This is a genomic window from Psychrobacter sp. ENNN9_III (assembly GCF_001462175.1).
GTDB lineage: Bacteria > Pseudomonadota > Gammaproteobacteria > Pseudomonadales > Moraxellaceae > Psychrobacter.
Map to the genome: position 1 here is coordinate 23,052 of NZ_LNUO01000135.1, position 23,132 is coordinate 46,183.

Below are 23,132 nucleotides of genomic sequence, written 5' to 3' on the forward strand. Positions count from 1 at the left end.
TAAACCGTTTTTTTAATTTAAATTTTAAATTTTTTTATTATCAACGTCTTAGAAATCAGCCTTCCTGTTATTTCCTGTACTACTCCTGTTATTTCCTGTACTACTCATTTTCTACTAGTAAAATTTTTAAACCTTTGTTATTTTGGCTAAATGGTCAATGTACTAAATTAACTGGATAAAAAATATTTCCTGTTAAGCTCGTAAATCTGACTCTAATACCAGTCTTAAATCTGCTATAAAGCTGATTTTATCAATAAGGATCGTTGATAATGTATACTTTTCTGGCCTTAGCGCCAATTATTGTGGTTTTAGTTCTATTAGTCATCATGCGACTTCCAGCTAAAATATCTATGAGCATTGCCTATTTGGTGACAGCTCTGCTAGCCTTTTTCATTTGGCACGCTAGTGGTGCTCAGGTAGCGGCTGCTACTGTTAATGGGATTATTGTGGCACTTACTATTTTATTCATTGTATTCGCAGCTATTTTACTGCTGAATACGCTGAAAGAAAGCGGCGCTCTTGTCGCCATACGTAAGGGCTTTATGGATATTTCACCTGATAGGCGCGTCCAAGCGATCATTGTGGCATGGTTGTTCTGCTCTTTAGTAGAAGGTTCATCAGGATTCGGAACACCATCTGCAGTGGGTGCTCCGCTGTTGTTGGCTTTAGGCTTTCCAGCGATGGCATCGGTCATGGTTATTCTTATCATTCAATCTACACCCGTATCATTCGGTGCAGTTGGTACGCCTCTACTACTTGGCGTTTGGTCTGGTATTACTGATAAACAAGATTTAGCACAGTCCATTGCTCCTACTACTGCCGAAAATTATTTATTACAGATTACAGCTAACGTAGCCCTTGTACATGCGCTTATTGGGTTTTTGATACCTTTAATTTTAAGTGCTTTTTTGACACGGTTCTTTGGTGAAAAACGCTCCTTCATAGAAGGGCTTAAAGTATGGCCATTTGCCATTTTTGCAGGTCTTTGCTTTACTATTCCTTATTTTTTGGTTGCTAAATTTCTAGGGCCTGAGTTCCCTTCACTCGTTGGCGGTTTCATTGGGTTGTTAATTGTACTTCCCGCTGCTAAGCGTGGTTTTTTTGATGCCTAAAGATACTTTTGATTTTGCCCCTCGCGCAAAATGGGACAAAGACTGGCTGGGTACTTTAGACGAGGTAAAATATGATGATTCAGCAACCCCAAAGTTCTCTTTAATTCGTGCATTTTCGCCCTATTTCATTGTGATTGCCTTATTGGTCATAACTCGAGTGATTGCACCACTCAAAGCTTTTCTGGTAGGGGATTTAACAACCATTAGCCTTACTAATCTTTTTGGTACAACAATCTCTAGTAAGATACAGCTCGCCTATTCTCCTGGTAGCATTCTAATTATTACTTCTTTATTATGTATTTTACTGTTCAAAATGAATAGCCAAGCGGTAAAGCGCAGTTGGAGTAACTCGGCAAAGACCATGGTTGCTGCCGCACCAGCTTTGCTATTCTCGGTGCCTATGGTACAAGTATTCATTAATTCAGGCTCAGCCGCTGAAGTCGCTACTGCGCTACCTCCTATGCCAATATTACTGGCTGAAAGTGCTGCCGATGCTTTTCAAAATGCGTGGCCGCTAGTGTCTCCATGGATTGGGGCAATGGGTGCTTTCATCGCCGGTTCAAATACTATTAGCAATATGATGTTTTCATATTTTCAATGGTCAACAGCCAATCAGATCGGACTCAATAGCGACCTTGCAGCACAAGTAATAGCCTTGCAAGCTGTGGGTGGTGCGGCTGGTAACATGATTTCGGTGCATAATGTGGTAGCTGCTTGCGCAGTAGTCGGCTTGGTGGATAAAGAAGGCTATGTGATTCGCAAAACACTGCTAGCGATGATTTATTATGTCGTGCAAGCAGGTTTGATCGGTATGGCTATCATCTTCGGTCAAATATGGTGGTGGGCTTTAGCCGTTCTCTGGCCTATAACATTCTTTGGACTGATGTCTTTTGGTGGCAAATTTTTCCGTAGAAAACTGAATGGACGATAATCAGGCAAGCTGACGCTATTAAACTAGATCTAGTAGCGTTAGGTTAAGGTTGCCTTCTAGTTAAAACATAACAGCAATAAGAGATAAACCTATGAAAGACTTGAGTAAAGTTACCGAAATCGAAGATCTACGCCGTGTTGCCGAGCGCAAAATACCGCGTATGTTTTACGATTATGTCGATTCAGGCTCATGGACTGAAACCACTTACCGTAATAATGAGACGGACTTTGATCGTATTAAGTTACGCCAGCGGGTATTGGTAAATATGGACAATCGTAGCCTTGCGACGCAGATGATTGGCGAACAAGTCAAAATGCCAGTTGCGATTGCACCAACTGGTTTTACTGGCATGATGTGGGCGGACGGCGAGATTCATGCGGCGCGGGCAGCAGAGAAATTTGGCGTGCCTTTTTCACTATCAACCATGAGTATCTGCTCTATTGAGGATGTTGCTGAAAATACCAGCGCACCGTTTTGGTTTCAGCTCTATGTCATGCGCGATCAGGAATTTATGGCCAATCTTATCCGCCGTGCCAAAGCGGCAAATTGTTCCGCGCTCATTTTGACAGCTGATCTGCAAGTACTTGGTCAACGTCATAAGGATATCAAAAATGGTCTATCCGCGCCGCCAAAACCGACCCTCGCCAATATTCTGAACCTGATGACCAAGCCCGAATGGTGTTTAAATATGCTGGGTACCAAACGTCGTACGTTTGGCAATATCGTCGGTCATGCCAAAAACGTTGAAGATATCTCATCATTATCAGCATGGACAGCCGAACAGTTTGATCCACGTTTGAGCTGGGATGATGTCGCACGTATCAAAGATGCATGGGGCGGCAAGCTAATTATAAAAGGTATTATGGAGCCTGAAGATGCTATCTTGGCTGCCCGTAGTGGTGCGGATGCATTGGTGGTCTCAAACCATGGTGGCCGTCAGTTAGATGGTGCGCCCTCCTCAATCTCTGCTTTGAGCGATATCGTGCAGGCGGTTCATGCCGAAAATAGTGATATCGAGGTGTGGCTCGATAGTGGTATTCGCTCCGGTCAAGATGTCTTAAAAGCCATCTCTTTAGGTGCAAAAGGCACTATGATTGGGCGAGCTTTCTTATACGGGCTAGGTGCTTATGGTGAAGATGGGGTGCGCCGTGCGCTTGAGATTATCCATAAAGAATGTGATATCAGTATGGCATTCTGTGGTCATACTGATATTAATCAGGTGACGGATGATATTTTAGTCAAAGGGACTTACGAGCAGCTCAAGTCATCTCAGCCTTATATCTCACCGATACGCTGGTAGCTTTTATCTTCATGTACTCACTATTTTATTCATTATTTTTGATTGATACTTCGTTTTATGACCATACAGCAATTGTTAAAGACCGCGCCTGTTAGCACCTTATTATTAGTCAGCTTCATTGGACTGTTTATCATGCAAGTGTTAACGGGCGTTGATGCCAATAACCCCTCAACACAAGCTCTGCTAAACTGGGGCGCTAATGCATTACCATTAACCATGGTTGATGATCCGTGGCGACTGGTAAGTAGTGCGTTTTTGCACATTGGCCTGATGCATTTGCTGTTTAATGGATTTGCCATGTACTTTTTTGGTCAAGTTGCAGAGCCGATGTTTGGCTCGGCCAAGTTTTTGGCACTATTTTTGCTCTCGGCCATCGGTGGTAATTTGCTAAATAATTACGTGACATGGCAAGGTATCTTAGATGGCACAGGACAACCAGGGCTATCAGCTGGTGCCTCTGGCGGTATCATGGGTATCGGCGCTGCACTCTTGATAGCCGCGCTATTTAAAATATCTGTCAACGGCATGGTACTCAATTTAAGAAGCCTGATATTTATTATGGGCATCAATCTTGTGTATGGTTTTGCCGTACCAGGGATTGATAACGCCGGTCACATTGGTGGGGCTATTACTGGACTGCTTATCGCCTTTGGATTTGCGCTTGCTTATCGTCAACGTATGACTTCATCAATGGCACCGATGACATACTCTCATACTGATGACGTGCCTGAGTATGGCGATACCCAGGATGCAAATACTGTCTATCCTGCTACCGATGATCCTATAAATACTACTATCAATCATGAACCATCTGGCAGCTACTCTATCTCGCTAGAGACTCCTACTAAACCTGCAATGATATGGCAGCTACTCCCATGGCTTATAATGCTACTTATTAGCATTGGTTTTGTCTGGTGGTGGCAGGATATTCATCAGCAAATATTACAAGTACTAAAAACCATTGAGTAAACCGTCATACTTATTTATTATTGCTATATAGCTCACAAAAGCAGCATATCAATATAGTTCGCCTTACTCGCTTTTTTTTGTCCGATCATTTTCACTTACTGACGAGATTCAATTATGTTCAAAATTGCAGCACTTTCTAATAACACTAAGCACACCTTGCTTAGTACTTTAACAGCTACTGCATTATTTAGTGTGGCTAGCTTGACCAGTGCGGCTCCTTTTAAGAATCTACCTGCCGATCAAGACGCTGAACTAAGCATTGGGGTCAATGTCATGGCGGTAAACTCAGCTTATGACTTGGATGACAATACCGAAGTACGTGTATTGCCAGGCGTTTTTTATGATAACAATAAGATTTATGCGCGCGGTGCTCAAGCTGGTGCGTATATCATCAACGATGGGACCAACCAGCTATCAGCTTATGCGCAGCTGGCAGGTATGGAGTTTGATCCTGATGACGCCAATGGTGCGCTTCAAGGTCTCGATAAACGTAAATCCTCAGCCGCTGCGGGTCTCACTTATTTACGCCGTACTCCTATCGGTGGCTTGCGTGGGCAAATCGCCACTGACGTCTTAGATCGTAGTGATGGAACATTTGGTCGCCTAACTTACCTTGCTAAATACAGCAAAGATAAACTGACGGTCTATCCGAGTATCGGTATTGAGTGGAATAACGAAGACTATAATGAATATTATTATGGTGTCAGCGATGAAGAATCAGCACGTACTGGAATTGACTCATACTCACCTGACTCAAGCTTTAACCCCTACATCAACATCAGTGCTAACTATGACTTTAATGAGCGCTGGGCAGGCTTTGCCAATCAGAGCTTAAGCTATCTATCGGATGAGCAATACGACAGCCCAATGGTTGACTCGCGCACTGAGTCTCGTACGACGCTTGGTTTGCTTTATAAGTTTTAGAGTTCTAGAAATGTGATAGGAAAAGCCGAGCATTTTGCTTGGCTCTTTTATTGTGTTAATTCTTTGATATGAGACACTAGCCTGTATAGTTCGTACAAAATAAAAGTGTCATGTACTTTATCTGGATGCGAGGTTGATAGAAATTTTCTTGCTTGCTGTGCCTACGCAGACAGAGGCTGCAAAAAATTTATCCCTATAGCGCTGTATTTCTTTTATGGTGGATCGAGTATAGCTTATAGCAGACAGGTTATCGTGTTTGGTAAATAGTATGGACGTAGTGTCTAATTCGGTTTTGTTTTGGCGTAAAAGAACCGCTCACAGTTTTGTGGGCGGTTTTTGTTTTTGATGATAGTCAGCTTGCTCAGCTCCTAAAGACTTCAAACCCTGACTAATATACTCTTTGGTGGCAGAAGGCACTTTATCTTTAATAATTCTCACTAATTCTTTATATGATACATTTCTAATATGATTCAAATATATATTCCATATTTCTAATGTAGTTCTCTTACCATATGTATCTCTACCTAGATACATGATACAAACTAGCTCTAATAGTTCTTCATAATTCAACTCTTTTAAGAAATCAAAATCCAAGGATGCTTGCTCTATGATAGATTCCCACAAACTATCTTCGTTATCATTACTCTTTTTCTCAGTAGGCCATTTTTCTAATAACGATAATACCCTCGGTGCATCTAATGAATCCATATATATGTAAGATTCTGGATCATTCTCCCAACTATTATCATTTTCTATAAACTGTGGCGGTCTAGGTGTAATTTGCAGACTACAGTAAGGTCTAGGGTAGTAACTCTTGAACTTCTCAAAACCCATTTTTGAATGTCTAGCATCGTATGCTGGACTATATGAATTATATAAAGAATGTCTAGAGACAAAAAGAAAACTGCCTTCGTATACCCTAGTAACACTTTTAGTATCATTAGGAATATATCTACCTTTCCAAATATCATCTTTATGCAACTCAACAGAGGTTAAGTCACCATTTGCAAACTCTGCATAGCTCACTATTCCTTTGTCTTTCTCATATAATCCTGAGTTGATAGGCTTTGTAATTGGTTTCGTTTCAAGAAAAAAATAGCTTTCTGATGGTTTGTACTGATAATTGACGTAATGTAATGCTTTTGGTAGGCAATCATAATAAGAACTACCACTCATTAACAACCTAACTTCTCCGTTCTCTTTAACCTCAGCTCTAGTTAAATCTAATCCACCTACTCTAGGTAAGAAGCAATGATTAGCCGTTTCATCGTTCCGAACAATTTTATTTAAGATAGAAACAATAGCATCTATATCGCTGAACTCTAAGTAATGAGCATTGTATGGGTTTATTTCCTTTTGAAGATTTATCCATTTTGAAGATATAAGAACCGCAAAGTCTTTAGTCGCTTCAATCCACTTTATTAGTTTTTCTTCAAACTCTTCAATACTAGGTCTTAGCTTAGGGTCATATTCTGTAGCTTTCTCAAGTAAGTCGTGCAAACTCCTCAGCTCTAACTTTTCACCTTCTAGAGTTATCTCCAACATACTTTTAGCTGCAATAGCATACTGCCCATCAAACCCACTTTCATCCCTATTTAGTAGCATCCATAGCGTCACACCTAAGGAATAGACATCTGCTGGCCTAAAATCAGCATCAATATCTTCAACATATCTTAATTCAGGAGCAATGGTTGCAAAATTACCAAGTTTACTTCCAACTTTAGTAATACGCCTATCTTCAGAGCATAAAGAGGTTACTAAACCAAAATCAGCTAAAACGAGGTTTCCATCTAGGTTTAATATGTTGTCAGGCTTAATATCTCTATGAGCCATACCTTCATTATGGATATACTTTACAGCAGAAACAATATTTCGATATTCATCACATATTTCCGTCGCACTTCTATCGCTTAGCAGGCTAGAAGCAGAGCTACAAATAGGCATTGTGAACCAGCGAGTAGTTCCAGATGTACTATAGTCATAAATACGAACAATTGACTTATGATCAAAACTTGATTGTATAGTGACCTCTCTACCAAATCTTGTTTTTTTAGTAGAACTTGCACATTTAACAAACTTAATAGCTATTTTTTCAGATTTTGAGTCTTCTTTTGAAGCTGACCAAACTACGCCGTTACCCCCTTCTCCTATTTTCTCTTCTAAAATCCAGTCGATATCATTTATCTTCATTACATTGCCAGTTTCTACATCTTCAAAATTCATTATTGAGGCTCTTATATAATTAGATATCCATTAGTACATTTAGAATTCATCGTTTATGTTACCTATTTTTTCAATACTTCTACTGATTAGAACAAAGTATCTAAATCATCTGGAACAGCTTTATTTCTATCTTCTTTATAGTTCTCAATATCTGTATCCATCCTTTCCTTCCAAGACCTGCCTCGCTTAATATCTTCTACTTTTTTATTCCAACCAAGAACATAATATGTGTTCCAACTTTCCTCAGCAACTTGTGTTTTGACCACATTCAATAGCACCCACTCGCACTCAAGATATTCGTTAGCTTCCACACTATCGCTTGTCTCATGCAGTCTTATAAATTTGTTGTAGTATGACTCATCCATAGTAAAGCTCCTTTTTGAATTAGATCTGACTAATAGTACAACTATACAGATAATTGTAGACTTATTTTTAGAAAAATAAAAAACCACCATAAAATGGTGGCTTATCTATTATGCTTGCTTTTTGCGCGAGGGACGAGCGCCGAGCTGAGCATTTAAAAAACAACGCCCCATGCATCGCATATTTGCCCACTGTTAAAGGACTCCGATGCTGAGGCCATGCTTTTTAAGCTTTTGCTTCAGTTACAACGCCTTTAACTGCTCCATCTGCGCCGTCATCGCCGTCAACTGCCCTTCTAGCTCAGCCAGTTTCGCCTTCTCAGCATCGACTACTTCAGCAGGCGCTTTACTGACAAAGCCTTCATTGCCTAGCTTACGGGCGATACCTTCGGATTGACCTCTTAACTTATCATATGACTTACCCAAACGTGCCAGCTCAGCCGTTGGATCAATCAGTCCTTTCATTGGCACAAGCACGCGCAGTTGCCCGACCATACTTGATGACGACAATGGCACCTCATCACCTTCTTTGACTATCTCTAAGCTCTCAACTTTGGCAAGCGCTTTAAACTGGTTTTTGATACGTGATAGACGCGCTTCTTCGTCACTAGAGACGTTTTGTAGCAGCACTGGCAGACGTACCGCGTTACCCAGTTTCATCTCACCACGGATATTACGGACGTTGGCGATGAGCTCCTGTAGCCATGCCATATCAGACTCAACTTGCTTACTGATTAGCTCGTTATCGGTTTGTGGGTAGTTAGCGATGACGATGCTGTCGGTGTTTTTGCGACCCAATAGCGGCGCAACCGTCTGCCAAATTTGCTCAGTCAGATACGGCATGATTGGATGGCTAAAGCGTAGTGCGGTCTCAAGCACATGCAGCAATACGTAGCGGATTTGTGCTTTACGCTCGTCAGATACCGAGTCATCATTGAGGCTAGCTTTGGCAAGCTCAACATACCAATCACAGTACTCATTCCAGATAAACTCATAAATATCATGACTGACCATATCGAGGCGATACTGGGCAAAATGCTGATGGATATTGCTAATGGTCGAGTTTAGACGACTCATGATCCATTTTTCTGGTAATTCCCAAACGTCAGGATTGGCCACTTGGTCAATCGCTTGGGCATTACCTTCTTTATCCACACAATTCATCAATACAAAGCGGCTGGCGTTCCAGATCTTATTACAGAAGTTACGATAGCCCTCGACACGCTTTAGATCAAAGTTGATATCGCGTCCAGTACTGGCAAGAGATGTGAAGGTAAAGCGCAGCGCATCGGTACCGTAGGCTGGGATACCCTCTGGGAATTCTTTACGCGTTTGCTTCTCAATCTTCGCCGCGTCTTTGGGGTTCATCATATTGCTGGTGCGTTTTTCGACCAGCGCTTCTAGATCGATACCGTCAATCAAATCAATCGGATCTAAGACGTTGCCTTTGGATTTGGACATCTTTTGACCATTGCCATCGCGTACTAGGCCATGGACATAGACAGTCTTAAACGGTACTTGCGGCGTGCCGTCTTCATTTTTGACGAAGTGCAGGGTCATCATAATCATGCGCGCGACCCAGAAGAAAATAATGTCAAAACCTGTCACGAGCACGCTAGTTGGGTGGAAAGTCTCCAACACACGCGGATCAGCAGTAGGGTCTGCCCAGTCAAGCGTACTAAACGTCCATAATCCTGAGCTGAACCATGTATCAAGTACGTCGTCGTCTTGGCGCAGTTTCACATCATCGCTTAGGTTGTACTTAGTGCGCACTTCGGCTTCGTCACGGGCCACATAGATTTCACCAGTCGCATCGTCATACCATGCAGGGATACGATGACCCCACCACAGCTGACGACTGATACACCAGTCTTGTAGATCAGTCATCCACGCCATATACATGTTTTTATACTGTGCAGGGACAAACTCAATGCTGCCATCTTCTACCGCATCAATCGCAGGGCCAGCCAGCTCTTTAACCGCGACGTACCACTGATCGGTCAACCACGGCTCAACGATTGTACCGCCACGCTCAGCACGCGGGGCTTTGAGTGCGTAGTCTTCTACTTCTTCTAGCCAGCCCTCGCTACTCGCTTGCTCGATCAGCTGTTTGCGCGCAGCAAAACGCTCAAGCCCTGCGTACTCGCTCGGCGTAGTCTCTAACGTTGGCTCGCGCGTCTGCAAATCAGGATAGACTTCCATCGCTGGCAAAATGTTGGCACGCTCATCAAGGATATTAATCAGCGGCAAGCTATGACGTCGCCCCAGCTCATAGTCATTAAAATCATGCGCTGGCGTGATTTTGACTACGCCTGTACCAAAGTCGCTCTCGACATAATCATCAGTAACGATGGGCACAACGCGACCAGTAATTGGCAAAGTGATGGTTTTACCAACTAGATGAGAATAACGCTCATCACTTGGGTTAACGGCAACAGCGGTATCACCCAGTAAGGTTTCAGGACGAGTGGTGGCAACGACAAGGTAGTCTTTACCATCTTGAGTCTTCAGGTCTGTATCAGTGAAATAATAGCGAAAATGCCACAAGCTGCCTTTTTCGTCGACGTTTTCTACTTCTAAGTCCGACAGCGCCGTTTGGAACTTCGGATCCCAGTTGACCAACCGCTTGCCACGATAAATAAGACCATCATCGAACAGACGTACAAACACTTCTTTTACCGCGTTTGATAGACCGTCATCCATGGTAAAGCGCTCACGTGACCAGTCAACCGAGCTGCCAAGCCTGCGAATCTGACGGGTAATGTTGTCGCCCGACTCTTCTTTCCACTCCCAGACTTTATCGATAAAGTCTTCGCGCGTCATGTCGCGACGTTTGATGCCTTGTGCTTCTAGGCGACGCTCAACGACCATTTGGGTGGCGATACCGGCGTGATCGGTACCTGGTTGCCATAGTGTATTGTCACCATCCATACGGTGATAGCGCGTGAGCGCATCCATAATGGCGTTGTTAAAGCCATGTCCCATATGCAGCGAGCCTGTCACGTTCGGTGGTGGCAAGGCGATAGAGAACGACTCGTCCTTATCAAACGTTGGGGCAAAATAACCGCTCTCCTCCCAGCCTTGATACATGCCGGCTTCGACATCCTTGGGATTGTAGGCGTTTTCTAATTGGCTTAAGGCGGCTTGAATAGATTGAGTTAGGTTAGACTTAGTATTGATGTCAGTATGGTTCTCAGGATTGCTCATAATAGAATTGTCTTTTAGTAAAAATGAATGTGGCCAAAAAATATAACGAAAAATAGGCAATATAAGTAATAGGGTGATTTTAACGCAGATAGCCAGATTTTGTTAGATGGTGAGTCAATTTATCAGGTTTGAATGAGTGTATTAAACAATTAACAACAGCAATCAGCCGAATGCTACATATAATAGGCCACAGTCATTTTATAGAATATAGCGTACTTTCCTATGTTAGGCGTTACGTTCTATAAGCCTATGCAGCAAAATCATTATTCTATAACCAGCGAGCTTACTGTGCCCCAAGATACCGAACGTAAAAATGACCCTCAGATTGATTCATCAAACGATGCGCATGTAGCTGATAACAATGCTCATGACGCGCATAGTGTCCATGGCGAAGACGAGCAACACAACGATGATATGGCGGACAGTCAACATCAAGAGGACGAGCAAAAGGGTAGCACAATCAAAGCCACTGAAAATCTTAAGGATGAAGACTTTCCAGAAGAGATCAGCGATGAAGATAAAGAAACCATCAAAAAAGTCGCTAGCGATGACAACTTAAGTCAAGCAAAAAGTTACGCCAGTATCTTAGTCGAGCAAGTCATTCATGCCAAAGAAACGTTTGATCGCTCTTTAGGTTCTTTATTTACCAGTGCCTTTACTGCTGGGCTTGAGATCGGCATTAGCTTTTTTATAATTTTAGCAGCTTTTGCCTTGCTTAGCGGAGTGATACCCAATCAATATGCAATGGTACTGTCCTCATTGTTATATCCGATAGGTTTTATTATCGTCGTTATTGGTCAGTCGTTATTGTTCACTGAGCAGACTTCACTATTAAGCTTACCTGTATTAAATAAAATAGAGCCATTACACAAGCTGCTGCGTCTTTGGGGTATTGTTATCACTGGCAATATCGCCGGCGGCTGTATCTTTGCCGCCTTGATGATAGGACTCGGTTTGAATATGCATCTGTTTAGTGTCAGTGATATCGATGCTTATGCAGAGCATGTATTAGGCTTTAAATGGTGGGTTATCTTCGGTAGCGCTGTATTAGCAGGCTGGATGATGGGTGTTGCAGCATGGCTTGTCACCTCAGCGCGCGATACGATTAGTCGCATTGTCCTGGTCACGCTCATTACTGGTAGTATCGGCTTTTTGGGACTACATCATAGTATCGTTGGCAACATCGAAGTATTCGCCGCGCTCATGTACGGCACTAAGGTAAGTATCTTAGGTTACTTACTGTTTTTAGGGGTAGTACTGGCAGGAAACACCGTTGGGGGTGTCGTGTTTGTGGCAGTACTAAAAAATCGTACTTTCTTATTTGAAATCGAAAGAGTCAAGCAAAAAGCAAGAAATGATAGAAACAGTAGACTAGCCCGGATGGGTATACGTCGGCGTTAGCGTGTTCTGGCATCATCGGTGCTGACGACTGCGGTGCCATAGGCAATGGCTTCGACCATACTACCCAGCTGATTGATATTACTGACTTCCAGGCGCAGACCATAGATGTGATTGTAGCCCTTAACTTGTGCTTGCGTACGCATACGTACCAGAGCTTCACGGCGAGAGCGGTCTAGTAATGTCTCATAAGTGGTGAGGTTTTTACCAAACAAACTTAAAACCCGAGCGATGACCATTTTGAAATAATCTTGTGCGATGACGACACTACCGAGCACCAACTCACCTTCACTATCAGCTGTCAGATTGGGTCGATAAAAACGCTCACTAGATACAATGATATGAGCCAGCTCTTTTTCTGCAATTGTCAGCTGTGCTAGATGCTGACGTTCATGACGCATACCAAAAAACCAACCAATCACAAACAATAAAACAAATGGCCCATAGTTGATGAGTATTTGAGTCATAGAATCATTCATGGCACGTCTCTTATCTTAAAAGCGAAGGTGAAGTTGCAAGAGTTTTGCAGTTAGTTCACTATCGTTAACCAAAAGGATTAAAACGTGGTAACTCATCAGTTGAGGTCTGCGCTGAGCTTGATGGTTCGCTGGATTGATAATCGTTAGAAGGATAATGCGGAGATTGAGAGGACATAGGCCGTTGCAGACGTGTCGCTTTGACAGCAGTACCATAAACAAAAAGCTCTGAGGCCCCTTGTGCGATGCTCGATGTCGAAAAGCGTAAACCGACGATCGCATCCGCGCCTAAGGCTTCTGCCTTGACAACCATACGATCAATCGCCTCTTGACGTGACTCTTCTAGCAGCTCAGTATAAGCCGTCAGCTCGCCGCCAACGATATTTTTAAATCCAGCAAACAAGTCTTTACCGACATGTTTTGAACGCACAGTACTACCATAAACAACATCTAAGCGTTCAGTGATTTGATAATTGGGCAAGTGCTCAAGATTGGAGAGTTGCATAGCCATGGTATTACCTTAGCAGTGACTTATAGAATTAATCATTGGTATGGAACAATAAAAACAATTCGGTTAAGTTGCCTTCAATGCTGTTTGCCATCTGTACCATTTTATCTTCATCAGCGCGCATCTCAGCAAGCTCAGGGTCTTCATCGTCGATACCGCTTAGCACAATCATCGGTAAGGTCAATACAGCGACATCTTCAGCCGTGTCTTCATCTTCAAACCAATTACTGGCTTCATCACCATACATAGCATCTACAAACCCAATCGACCATGCCACGATGTCTGACTCATCTGAAAAATCGACTGCGATTTCTTCATTACCCGCATCTTCACCAAAAGGCAGCTCGATAGGTGTCTCGTTTTTTAGCTCAGCCATGATAGAGTCGCGCCAGCGGCGTATACCATCGACGACGTTGTCCGGCACTTCACTGACATGCCCTTCAAACAATGCATCTATCCAGTTTGGTAGCGGACGTCCTATCACAGTAGCAGTCAAAAACCCATGAGTGGCGACACTGTCGAGTATAAACTGACTTTCTTGGTTGTCTAAGAAGTCTAACAGCTCATCAAAGCTTAATTGGTTGCTCATGAAATACTTATCCTTGAATCGATAATTGGGTGATAACCAATACTAAAACGGAAGTTATCTATGATAATTAATAAGTGTTAATCAATTTGACGATTGACCAACACACTACCTATGTATCTACCTATGAAATACCGTTTTGATTTTTGTGAATACTATTAACGGCAGTCGATAAAATATAGAGAGTTTAGCTTAGCATAGATGAGTATTGATAATCTGTTACGCTTACTATGTGACCTGATTAATAATCTGTGATTGAAACTAACAAACAATCGGTGGCCTAAAGATAAAGACGTCTAAAGATCCTCATCTTCCCAATCATCATCAAAGTCATCGTCATCATCATCACCTAGATCATCTAGCTCGTCTTTTAATGCTTTGGCCAGACGCTTTTCTTCTAGTAAGTTATCAATCAAACGACGTTTTTCAAGGCTACTTAGACGGGTACGAACACTGGTCTCTGCTTCTTCAACCATCTTTGCATCATCATCATCGGCAAATTCGCCATCAAAATCATCATCGATATCAGTATCACTCATGACAAACTCCTATTACTTGGGCAATAAATTCAAAACACATTGATATACTTATGCCTTATAAAGTTTCGCTCGCACCTTGTCAATCCTTTTTACGCATATCGCTGTTTTATTGTTAGTTATAAATGGAGGCTTTTGGTTGCGAGTTAGTTTAATTTATCTTTCACGTCTATACATTAGTCGACTAAAAATCAATTGGTAACACCTTGCTCTTCCTCTTCGACCCCTGACATCAGTACCGCATTACGGACAGACGCCAAACGTTGTATCATGGCATCATTACCACCATCAAAAACAGCACATTCGCGCTCGTATACCGTTGTTGGACGCTTCAAGCTCTGCACCTGTACATGGCTACCGATTTGCTTGAGTCCAGAATTAGGTAATAAAATAAGCATTTGTTCTTTTCTACCAACGCTATTGAGCAATTGCGTCATCGCTTGTGTTTGGGCTTCGTCACTGACACCAACTTTGGCAGGCAACGCAAATCTTGACAGTTCAATATGCTTTTCATGAATGATCTTGTTAAGCATTAAATACAGCTTCCCTAACATAACACCGGCTAGGGCAGCTTTTGCATGACTGTTGTCAGCTCTAAGTACTGCACAAGCGCCACTTTCATCAAAACGTGGCTCATTTACAGCACTGACACCAAGCAATAGTGGCTGCTTGAGTAGCTCTGTCATCGCTTGATTTAACAACTGCGTACACAATGCTAGATAAGGCATGCGCATCTCAGGAGCCAGACGCTCTAGCATATTGTATTCGTCGTGAAACATAATCTGCACACTGACTGTATCAAAAGTGCGCGTCGCAGACAGCTTTGATGTGCTGCTAGTAAATTTGTGAGCGCCACTACTCTCGATTCCTGTGCTAATCTGAGCATCATCTGCATGCTGAGCTTGGCTACTAGTATTATTTGACTGTGTGTCTTGCGCTACGTCAGTTGATGTATGAGAGCTTGCCTGCTTATCAGCAGCATTGGCTTGTTGTGACTTTAAATACGCATTGAGCTCACTATGGATACCAGTGGTATTAACTTTGCCGGTTTTACCTGTCTCATGATCGCTTGTATCGGCAGTATGATGAGCATCATTGCCCACAGCGCTATCCAAAGTCGCCTCTACGCCCCCAGCATCTCTACTTTCGGCATAATTTTCGTTAGGCGCGCGTCCATAGCTCAATTGACCAGATTGTATGTACTGTTCGCGGTGTAAGTCTTGAATATCTCGGCTCAACGCATTGATCTGCTCTTTGGTTGGTCGAGCCACATAACCATACAGCAGCCATAAAAAAAGATGCAGAACCAACGAACCAATGACGAACGGCCATTGCATCGCGATAATCTCGCCCTTACTGATATCTTTTAGGGTCAAGGCGACACTGCCAATAACGGCATCACCTTTGGTTGCCATCTGACTGATGGTATCGCCTTGCTGCATCGGTGCATTGCCGACCGGTACTAAAATCTCACCATTGCTATCTTTGATGACGATGCGCGCCACGTCCTGCTCGCTAGTATAGCGATTGGCAATGACACTTAAGCTTACGCGGTCTTCGTTTTCTAAAGACAGACGTGCCTCATCGATCAGCTGGGCGACCATTTGTTCGCCTTTTTGTTCACGACTTGTCGTCAGTTGCTGATCGGTGCTGATGACCAGCAGTAAAGTCTGCAAACAAAAACTGACTAGAATGATAATGGCAAACAACCCTTGCCGCGGCGCTAAATACGTCATGATATGTTAAACTTTTTTGAATGGGGGAAATTAAAAAAACGAGGCTGCTGCTCATTTTTTGGAAAAGTATGCTACTAATCATTTTAACTCAAACGAGTCTCATTTAACTGCACTACCGACTATCATACAAGCAGTCGTCTAACTGGTATTGTCTATAATATCACTATACGGTTCATCATAGGTTTATCCGTCAGTATACATTTAATTATCTGCAAAGTTCGGTCAATATACTAGAGGTGATGGCATTATTATTCAACTGTTATACTTTGTGCGTCATGTATAGGCGATACACGGTAAAACTGTTATTATTCCTAATCTTAACTGCGCACACAAGGGACAATTGAGACATGCCAAAAAATACGCCTTACTCGTTACCAAAAGACAGCAAAGCATGGCAACAAGCTGTAGATTCTGTAGCGTCATTGTTGCCTGACGATACCAATCTGCTAGACTTCGATACGCTCCAATCTCTACCTGTATTTGCACTAATTGTCGTATTGCCAGCGCATATGCACGCGCTTGATATTCATCAATATGTACAATCTTGGGTCGATGAGCAGCCAAGCTGGCATTTGGTAACAGTGGCAGAAGATACGGAAGCAAGCTTTGTAGATATTACCATTCCTAAAGCTGCTACTGACACCGCTTCTGTTTCTGGCACTGACGATGACAACGAACAGCCGTTTGTCCCCGCTCAGGTATTTCGTTATTTATTGGTTCCTGTCACTGATACGCTCATGCATCCTGGCAAAAAGACAGCAGCAGCTCACATCATTGATGATCAGCTGACAACTCGTCTGCGTCACGACTTGGCAGAGAATTACTTGGCAAAAGACTACAGCGGCGCCCAAAGTCTGGGCATTGATAGCATGAATGTAGTCGATTGTCATATCTTATCTATTGGTCATATGCTGCGCACGCATAAGCTTGTTTGTTTCGATATGGACTCAACCTTGATCGAACAAGAAGTCATCGTTGAGCTGGCAAAGACTGCTGGTATTGGCGAGCAAGTAGAAACCATTACCGAGGCAGCCATGCGCGGCGAAATTGATTTTGATGAGTCGTTTGTGCAGCGCGTGTCACTATTAGAAGGCATATCCACTACAGTACTGGATGATATTTGCGCGCGTCTTACCTTATCGACAGGCGCTCGTACGACTGTCAGTGCCTTTAAAGCGCTGGGTTACCATACGGTGCTGGTCTCTGGTGGGTTTACTTATTTTGCCCGTTATATCGCTGAGCAGTTGGGCATTGATGAAGTCCATGCCAATAACTTAGATATCGAAGATGGCGAGGTGACCGGTCATGTGCAGTTGCCTATCGTCAACGGCGCCAAAAAAGCGTCTATCGTCGCTCATATCGCTGAGCGTATGGGTCTCGATATGTCACAAGTGGTCTGCGTTGGTGATGGCGCAAATGACTTACCGATGATGGCCAATGCCGATTTGGGCGTTGCATATCATGCCAAATCTATCGTCCAAGCTCGTGCCGATGCAGCGGTAAACGTCACAGGTCTTGAAGGCGTACTCTATGCACTTGGGTATCCTGCACTCATCTCAACCCAGTAGCCAGTTAACACTTATTTTTATTTTTTAGAAAGGAATGTCCATGACGGCATCACAATCCCCGCGGCCAGACACGCCTTCATCAAGCGCGAAGACTGATGCAGCTCCTCTATCAGACTTACCAGCAGACCTATCATCGACCCCATCAGCTACTGTAGCAAACGCAGACAACCCTAAGCAGTTGGTGGCGGTCTATATTAAAGGCATGGCAATGGGCGCAGCTGATATCGTACCTGGTGTATCAGGCGGCACTATCGCTCTGATTGCAGGTATTTATGAGCGCCTAATTAATGCATTGGGTAGTATTGGCCCAAGCCTTTGGCAGGCGTTTCGTCAGCATGGCGGTATCAAAGGTTTACTTGCTGTCTGGCGACAAGTCGATGCGACATTTTTGCTATTTTTGCTATTAGGTATTGCCACAAGCTTTGCCACCTTAGCAGGTCTAATCAAGCACTTGCTCGACAATCAACCCCTACTTATCTGGTCATTTTTCTTTGGTTTAGTGGTCGCGACTGTCGTTATTTTATTAAGTGAAATAAAGCGGTGGAATGCTGCGCGTGCAGGGTTGTTTGTCATTGGTATCGTGACAGCGGTCGTGATCAGTAACTTACCCTTGCTCGCTACGACGCCAAGCTTACCGTATTTATTCTTTGCAGGTGCGATTGCAATTTGTGCGATGATACTTCCTGGTATTTCAGGGTCATTTATTTTATTGCTGATGGGCGCTTACGATACGGTATTGGAGGCTGTCCATACTCTTAATTTAACTATTATTATTACTTTAATGGCAGGAATGGCAACTGGGCTACTCATTTTTACGCGGGTGCTCAAATGGTTGTTAGCGCGATATTATCAGGGAACATTAGCACTGCTCACTGGCTTTATTGCTGGCTCACTGGTTAAAGTATGGCCTTGGAAAGTAGATGCTTTAGGCACTTTAAATAGTGAGGCTGTCAATAATGTTGCGCCCTGGCATTACCCAACTGGAGCACAATGGCTGACGACATTGGGACTGATGTTACTTGGGGCAATCTTAGTAACAGCACTATCATGGTGGGGCAATCGTACCAAGCGTGTACAACCTATCAAGCAATAGTCCTAACCATTTAATATGGCTGAATTTTTCTATAATTCTTTACCGTAAGCGCCTAACAATAAGGCGCTTACTTTTTATAATAAACCTTTTTTTCTTATAAAACAGCCACTATAAATCAGACGACAACTGTTGTCGTAAAGTCGCCTCTACCCTATTCAGCTTTTTATGGCAAACCAGCATAATAGTCTTATTGAAATTCACCTTATGAATAGCGAGATGAATGATGTTTGTGACTATATTTTCTGTTGCTGGGGTAGATACGTTAGGCGGTAGTGCGCTACTTGGCTATGGTCTATTGGCAAGCTTTATCATAGTGATTGCCTTAACTTCACAGCGTTGGCTACTATGGTATGTGCTTGGTGGTATGATATATTGGCTCAGTGTTGAGATGTTACATAGCGCGTTGATGAGTGGTTTTGGCTTATCTGATTGGCATAGTTATGTTGCAGCATTTGGTATCAGTTGGCTGCCGTTAGCAGGTTGGGTGTTATATCGTGCGCTGCGTTATGATGACGTGAGCCATACAGTACAGCAAGAGCGTAAACGAGCTGCTGCACGCTACGTTGAACATACACCTATCTATGATGATCATTATCAGCCACGCTTTTAGTAGCTCCTTTTTTCGTGTATGACTTATTGTTAATCATTGCGCCTAATATCGGCGCATTTTTTAGCACTATTATTTTATAATACTAAGCTACTTATCATCTAAATATTGTATGCGTAAACCCGTTAAGCAATAGCACTATACTTGATTCAAGGTATTGTTACACGATATCTAATACCTTCTACGCAACTACTAAAGTATTAAAGGTAGAAGATAGTTTATACTCTACCTATATGATTGTAGTGCAAACCAATATAAAGTAGCCTTTATTCGATACCTACATTTTTCTTACTTATTATTATACTCATTTTAGGAGCCTGACTATGTTTACTATTCCCGTATTAGATATCAAATCTGACCCATTAGATATGATGTTGGCGGTGGTTGGCTATCGTCTGTCTACGCTTGCTGACAGCGATAACGAAGATGTCAAAAAGCTACTGGCTGATCGTAAAGTTACCATCGAGATCGCTAGTGTGGAAGCAAACGTTGCACGTCATTTTAACTTTGATAATGGGACTTTTAGTCAACGTAGTGGTCACGCCGATGAGCCAGATTTGACGATTAATTTCAAAGATTCAATGACGGGGGTAAAGCTGTTGTCTAAAGGCGATCTGCCTGCCTTTATGACAGCCGTTCAAGAAGGTAACTTGAGTATAGAGGGCGATTATAGCTTAATGATGTGGTTCAATAAGCTTGCTAAACACATCGTACCTGCTATTCCAGAAGACTATAAACCCTACGTCCAAAAAGCAAAACCTTACGCCTATAAAGCGCAGCAATTTGCCAACCATTGGATTGGTGTGGTAAAGCATAAAGTCGGTAAATAAGGCGCTGTAATTTTGAAAAGATGTTATGTGATTAAGATGGCATGTGATTAAACAACTGGGTTATAAATATAATCTTAGATACCATCTACTAGCATTATCAATAGCGTTCTGATTTTACGAAAAGGTTGCGGTATACTACGGTTACCGCGACCTTTTTATTGCCTCATTATTCAATAATTATCTTAACTTAACTGAGTTTTTCTCAGCTTATCTTAAAAGGATTTAACCCATGGCAGGACTACTTTCAATCCAAGAACCTAACCCTCAAGCCAATGATAATACTGTTAAACACAGTCGTGAACACATTGCGCAGCTGTTTGATTTACCGTTAATGGACTTATTATTACAAGCGCAAACGATTCACCGCCAAAACTTTGATGCTAATGAAGTACAGATTAGTACCTTGCTATCGATTAAGACAGGCAACTGTCCTGAGGATTGTGGTTATTGCTCACAGTCAGGTCATCATCGTGACAAGACCAAGTTGCAGGCAGAAAAGCGCTTAGAGGTTGATAAAGTGATCGCAGCGGCTAAGCGCGCTAAAGCTAGCGGCTCATCGCGATTTTGTATGGGTGCTGCATGGAAGCATCCAAGCGCCAAAGATATGCCTTATGTGGTCGAGCTGGTTAAAGAAGTCAAAAGCTTAGGGCTTGAGACTTGCATGACGCTAGGTATGCTAAATCCTGAGCAAGCCGCACAGTTGGCCGATGCAGGGCTTGATTATTATAATCACAATCTAGACACCTCGCGTCGCTATTATGAGGAGGTAGTCAGTACGCGTAGCTATGATGAGCGTCTCGATACGCTAGCGCACGTACGTGACTCGGGTATTAACGTCTGTAGTGGTAATATTGTAGGTATGGGTGAAAGCCGCGAAGACCGCATCGACTGGGTACATGAGTTACTTAAAATGCCCAAGGCACCCGAGTCTATTCCTGTCAATCTGCTCGTCCCTATTGCCGGCACGCCCATCGGTGATAAAGTGCTAGCAGAGGGTGAGCTATCGGTGCTGGAATGGATTCGCACGATTGCAGTAACGCGTATCTGCTGTCCGAGCAGCTATGTACGCCTATCTGCTGGGCGTGAAAGCTTATCTGATGCTGAGCAGGCTTTGGCCTTTATGGCAGGTGCCAACTCATTTTTTTATGGTGACAAGCTGTTAACAACAGGCAATGCCAGCCAATCTAATGATAATAGGCTAATGCGTGAGCTGGGCTTAACTGCCCAATTTGCAGCGCCAAGAGCAGCTAAGCAAGTGCCTGTTATGGATGCGATGAGCGGACATCAATCACAAGTAGTGTTGGCAGAATAGCTGATATCTTAACGATGTGCTGCTACCATTATCCATTAATCTGCGTTAAGCTTGCCCGCGTTTATTTACGACGCATATAAGTATTGACAAGATAACAAGAGAAAAACTATGCCAGATTATTTTAATTGGATTAAAGCAGCACACATCATTGCAATGGTCTGCTGGTTTGCGGCGATTTTTTATCTACCAAGGCTTTTTGTCTATCATGCCATGAGTGATGATCTTATCAGTCAAGAGCGTTTTACGGTGATGGAGCGTAAGCTATATCGCGGCATTATGACCCCGTCGATGATAGCAACGTGGATTTTAGGTCTATGGATGGTAGGACTTGGCTGGGAAGTATATAAAACCCAAGGCTGGCTGCATGTAAAGATTTTTCTAGTCATTTTGCTGTCAGCTTATCATGGCGCATGTGGTTTTTATCGAAAGAAACTGATTGATAATCCGCATTATAAAACCCATAAATTTTGGCGCTGGTTTAATGAGATACCAGTCTTTGCCTTGGTCATTATTGTTATATTAGTGGTCGTTAAACCGTTCTAAAGTTATTTAGAAAAATTAGTTAAACTGTCGCTAGCTTTTATTAAACAATAAAAAACGTCCGTAACTTTTATCAGTCACGGGCGTTTTTTATTGTCTAAAAGATATTGAATATCCTACTTAGATACGGGCGTTTTTTATTGTCTAAAAGATATTGAATATCCTACTTAGATAGTTGGACGCATGATTTGGTACACATTACTCAAATCATAAACTCGATAGCGCGCAGGCTCGCGGCGATTTTCCCCAGCATAGCTGAGTATCAGCGCTTGCTTAGCCGCTTCATCGACCCAGCCGACAAACAGTCCGCTATGCTCGACACCGTTATAGCCATGATTGATATAATAAAGCCAGTCACCAATCTCAATCTCATTACTATTGGCATAAGGGCCTTGTCTATAGGCGCCTTTATGTACTGTATCACGAGTGACCCCTGCCCGCTTAAACACCTCATTTAGATAGTCCCAGCAGCCGCCTTGAATGATAGCGCGCTCGTTGAGTGCCATCTTGCGTGCCGTACTAATCACCTCGCGTGCGGCCATACTGCTGTGATTTTCAGCACTGCTCAGCAGTGGCAAATACTCACTATCGACGTTATCGTAATTACCTGATAAAAATGCAGGCAAGACAGTAGGTGCTTGCCGTTGCACTTCAGGATAACGATAGGAGGTATTTGCTCCAGACCTGTTTTGCGTCTGCTGACGATAACCATATGCATTCGAAGTAGGCTGAGTGTTTGTGTAATTCGGATTATTAATAGTTGAGTAGTTGGGACGGGTACGCTGGATGGTCGAGCGCGTATTAATTTTGGCACGCGGCACTGCAAGCTCAGGCTGTGCTGTTTTTTGGGCGATAAGATCGCTCATACTATCGGCATGGACGTAACTTGCACTACTCAAAAGTATCAATAATGC

At 42.9% G+C, this 23,132-nt stretch carries 19 protein-coding genes and 1 pseudogene; 11 read left to right on the plus strand and 9 right to left on the minus strand.

Annotated elements, in window-relative coordinates; translation table 11 throughout:
• Window positions 1–269 precede the first annotated feature (269 nt).
• From PENNN9_RS08240 to PENNN9_RS08255, 4 genes and pseudogenes are all read left to right on the plus strand, one after another.
• Window positions 270–2,043: pseudogene (locus PENNN9_RS08240) on the plus strand (L-lactate permease).
• A 91-nt stretch (window positions 2,044–2,134) separates the two neighbouring features.
• On the plus strand, window positions 2,135–3,343 hold the full coding sequence (locus tag PENNN9_RS08245) for an L-lactate dehydrogenase (protein ID WP_058369217.1): 1,209 nt from the start codon (window positions 2,135–2,137) through the stop codon (window positions 3,341–3,343).
• A gap of 57 nt (window positions 3,344–3,400) precedes the next feature.
• Window positions 3,401–4,312: a rhomboid family intramembrane serine protease gene (locus PENNN9_RS08250; RefSeq protein WP_058369218.1), complete on the plus strand. Its 912-nt coding sequence runs from the start codon at window positions 3,401–3,403 to the stop codon at window positions 4,310–4,312.
• Window positions 4,313–4,426: 114 nt separating this feature from the next.
• On the plus strand, window positions 4,427–5,236 hold the full coding sequence (locus PENNN9_RS08255; protein WP_058369219.1) for a MipA/OmpV family protein: 810 nt from the start codon (window positions 4,427–4,429) through the stop codon (window positions 5,234–5,236).
• 315 nt (window positions 5,237–5,551) lie between these two features.
• Here the strand turns inward: PENNN9_RS08255 and PENNN9_RS08260 are convergent, their stop codons facing one another.
• The 3 genes from PENNN9_RS08260 to PENNN9_RS08270 all read right to left on the minus strand — a co-directional run bounded on the left by PENNN9_RS08260 (window position 5,552) and on the right by PENNN9_RS08270 (window position 11,028).
• Window positions 5,552–7,459, minus strand: coding sequence for a serine/threonine-protein kinase (locus tag PENNN9_RS08260; protein WP_058369220.1), 1,908 nt, complete (start codon window positions 7,457–7,459; stop codon window positions 5,552–5,554).
• Window positions 7,460–7,545: 86 nt separating this feature from the next.
• Window positions 7,546–7,824 carry a hypothetical protein gene (locus PENNN9_RS08265; protein WP_058369221.1) on the minus strand — a complete coding sequence of 93 codons (279 nt, stop codon included), beginning with the start codon at window positions 7,822–7,824 and terminating at the stop codon, window positions 7,546–7,548.
• A 240-nt stretch (window positions 7,825–8,064) separates the two neighbouring features.
• Window positions 8,065–11,028 (minus strand): valine--tRNA ligase, encoded by a 2,964-nt coding sequence (locus PENNN9_RS08270; RefSeq protein ID WP_058369222.1) that lies wholly within the window; start codon window positions 11,026–11,028, stop codon window positions 8,065–8,067.
• A gap of 288 nt (window positions 11,029–11,316) precedes the next feature.
• Between PENNN9_RS08270 and PENNN9_RS08275 the strand changes: the two genes are divergently transcribed.
• Window positions 11,317–12,429 (plus strand): formate/nitrite transporter family protein, encoded by a 1,113-nt coding sequence (locus tag PENNN9_RS08275; protein WP_227511769.1) that lies wholly within the window; start codon window positions 11,317–11,319, stop codon window positions 12,427–12,429.
• Here the strand turns inward: PENNN9_RS08275 and PENNN9_RS08280 are convergent.
• From PENNN9_RS08280 to PENNN9_RS08300, 5 genes are all read right to left on the minus strand, one after another.
• Window positions 12,426–12,905, minus strand: a complete 480-nt coding sequence (locus PENNN9_RS08280) for a YbjQ family protein (RefSeq protein ID WP_058369223.1) — start codon at window positions 12,903–12,905, stop codon at window positions 12,426–12,428. The genes PENNN9_RS08275 and PENNN9_RS08280 overlap by 4 nt on opposite strands.
• Before the next feature lie 64 nt (window positions 12,906–12,969).
• Window positions 12,970–13,407: a YbjQ family protein gene (locus PENNN9_RS08285; protein ID WP_305954758.1), complete on the minus strand. Its 438-nt coding sequence runs from the start codon at window positions 13,405–13,407 to the stop codon at window positions 12,970–12,972.
• A gap of 34 nt (window positions 13,408–13,441) precedes the next feature.
• The gene (locus PENNN9_RS08290; RefSeq protein ID WP_058369225.1) at window positions 13,442–13,999 is read right to left on the minus strand and encodes a UPF0149 family protein; all 558 of its coding nucleotides are present in this window, start codon (window positions 13,997–13,999) and stop codon (window positions 13,442–13,444) included.
• Between the two features lie 293 nt (window positions 14,000–14,292).
• The gene (locus PENNN9_RS08295) at window positions 14,293–14,535 is read right to left on the minus strand and encodes a PA3496 family putative envelope integrity protein (protein WP_058369226.1); all 243 of its coding nucleotides are present in this window, start codon (window positions 14,533–14,535) and stop codon (window positions 14,293–14,295) included.
• A 188-nt stretch (window positions 14,536–14,723) separates the two neighbouring features.
• Entirely contained in the window at window positions 14,724–16,268 is a 1,545-nt protein-coding gene (locus PENNN9_RS08300; protein WP_058369227.1) for a hypothetical protein, read from the minus strand.
• A 347-nt stretch (window positions 16,269–16,615) separates the two neighbouring features.
• On the opposite strand from PENNN9_RS08300, the gene serB reads away from it, so the two are divergent.
• From serB to hemJ, 6 genes are all read left to right on the plus strand, one after another.
• Window positions 16,616–17,836, plus strand: coding sequence for a phosphoserine phosphatase SerB (gene serB / locus PENNN9_RS08305; RefSeq protein WP_058369228.1), 1,221 nt, complete (start codon window positions 16,616–16,618; stop codon window positions 17,834–17,836).
• A 40-nt stretch (window positions 17,837–17,876) separates the two neighbouring features.
• Window positions 17,877–18,929, plus strand: a complete 1,053-nt coding sequence (locus PENNN9_RS08310) for a DUF368 domain-containing protein (RefSeq protein WP_058369229.1) — start codon at window positions 17,877–17,879, stop codon at window positions 18,927–18,929.
• Window positions 18,930–19,152: 223 nt separating this feature from the next.
• Window positions 19,153–19,539 carry an AciT family ciprofloxacin tolerance protein gene (gene aciT, locus PENNN9_RS08315; protein WP_058369238.1) on the plus strand — a complete coding sequence of 129 codons (387 nt, stop codon included), beginning with the start codon at window positions 19,153–19,155 and terminating at the stop codon, window positions 19,537–19,539.
• Between the two features lie 320 nt (window positions 19,540–19,859).
• Window positions 19,860–20,366, plus strand: a complete 507-nt coding sequence (locus PENNN9_RS08320; RefSeq protein WP_058369230.1) for an SCP2 sterol-binding domain-containing protein — start codon at window positions 19,860–19,862, stop codon at window positions 20,364–20,366.
• A 229-nt stretch (window positions 20,367–20,595) separates the two neighbouring features.
• Complete coding sequence (bioB, locus tag PENNN9_RS08325; RefSeq protein ID WP_058369231.1) at window positions 20,596–21,678, plus strand: biotin synthase BioB; 1,083 nt, start codon at window positions 20,596–20,598, stop codon at window positions 21,676–21,678.
• 108 nt (window positions 21,679–21,786) lie between these two features.
• Complete coding sequence (gene hemJ, locus PENNN9_RS08330; RefSeq protein ID WP_058369232.1) at window positions 21,787–22,221, plus strand: protoporphyrinogen oxidase HemJ; 435 nt, start codon at window positions 21,787–21,789, stop codon at window positions 22,219–22,221.
• A 164-nt stretch (window positions 22,222–22,385) separates the two neighbouring features.
• Here hemJ and PENNN9_RS08335 read toward each other — a convergent pair.
• Window positions 22,386–23,132: hypothetical protein (locus tag PENNN9_RS08335; protein WP_058369233.1), on the minus strand; the 747-nt coding region annotated here is incomplete at its 5' end.

What these genes read in the sequence shown, in the direction of transcription:
- PENNN9_RS08320 (WP_058369230.1), top strand. Translation starts at nt 19,860, where the DNA reads ATGTTTACTATTCCCGTATTAGATATCAAATCTGACCCATTAGATATG.
- PENNN9_RS08310 (WP_058369229.1), top strand. Translation starts at nt 17,877, where the DNA reads ATGACGGCATCACAATCCCCGCGGCCAGACACGCCTTCATCAAGCGCG.
- PENNN9_RS08245 (WP_058369217.1), top strand. Translation starts at nt 2,135, where the DNA reads ATGAAAGACTTGAGTAAAGTTACCGAAATCGAAGATCTACGCCGTGTT.
- PENNN9_RS08250 (WP_058369218.1), top strand. Translation starts at nt 3,401, where the DNA reads ATGACCATACAGCAATTGTTAAAGACCGCGCCTGTTAGCACCTTATTA.
- PENNN9_RS08300 (WP_058369227.1), bottom strand. Translation starts at nt 16,268, where the DNA reads ATGACGTATTTAGCGCCGCGGCAAGGGTTGTTTGCCATTATCATTCTA.
- bioB (WP_058369231.1), top strand. Translation starts at nt 20,596, where the DNA reads ATGGCAGGACTACTTTCAATCCAAGAACCTAACCCTCAAGCCAATGAT.
- PENNN9_RS08260 (WP_058369220.1), bottom strand. Translation starts at nt 7,459, where the DNA reads ATGAATTTTGAAGATGTAGAAACTGGCAATGTAATGAAGATAAATGAT.
- serB (WP_058369228.1), top strand. Translation starts at nt 16,616, where the DNA reads ATGCCAAAAAATACGCCTTACTCGTTACCAAAAGACAGCAAAGCATGG.
- PENNN9_RS08285 (WP_305954758.1), bottom strand. Translation starts at nt 13,407, where the DNA reads ATGCAACTCTCCAATCTTGAGCACTTGCCCAATTATCAAATCACTGAA.
- PENNN9_RS08270 (WP_058369222.1), bottom strand. Translation starts at nt 11,028, where the DNA reads ATGAGCAATCCTGAGAACCATACTGACATCAATACTAAGTCTAACCTA.
- aciT (WP_058369238.1), top strand. Translation starts at nt 19,153, where the DNA reads ATGTTTGTGACTATATTTTCTGTTGCTGGGGTAGATACGTTAGGCGGT.
- PENNN9_RS08295 (WP_058369226.1), bottom strand. Translation starts at nt 14,535, where the DNA reads ATGAGTGATACTGATATCGATGATGATTTTGATGGCGAATTTGCCGAT.
- PENNN9_RS08290 (WP_058369225.1), bottom strand. Translation starts at nt 13,999, where the DNA reads ATGAGCAACCAATTAAGCTTTGATGAGCTGTTAGACTTCTTAGACAAC.
- PENNN9_RS08265 (WP_058369221.1), bottom strand. Translation starts at nt 7,824, where the DNA reads ATGGATGAGTCATACTACAACAAATTTATAAGACTGCATGAGACAAGC.
- PENNN9_RS08280 (WP_058369223.1), bottom strand. Translation starts at nt 12,905, where the DNA reads ATGAATGATTCTATGACTCAAATACTCATCAACTATGGGCCATTTGTT.
- hemJ (WP_058369232.1), top strand. Translation starts at nt 21,787, where the DNA reads ATGCCAGATTATTTTAATTGGATTAAAGCAGCACACATCATTGCAATG.
- PENNN9_RS08255 (WP_058369219.1), top strand. Translation starts at nt 4,427, where the DNA reads ATGTTCAAAATTGCAGCACTTTCTAATAACACTAAGCACACCTTGCTT.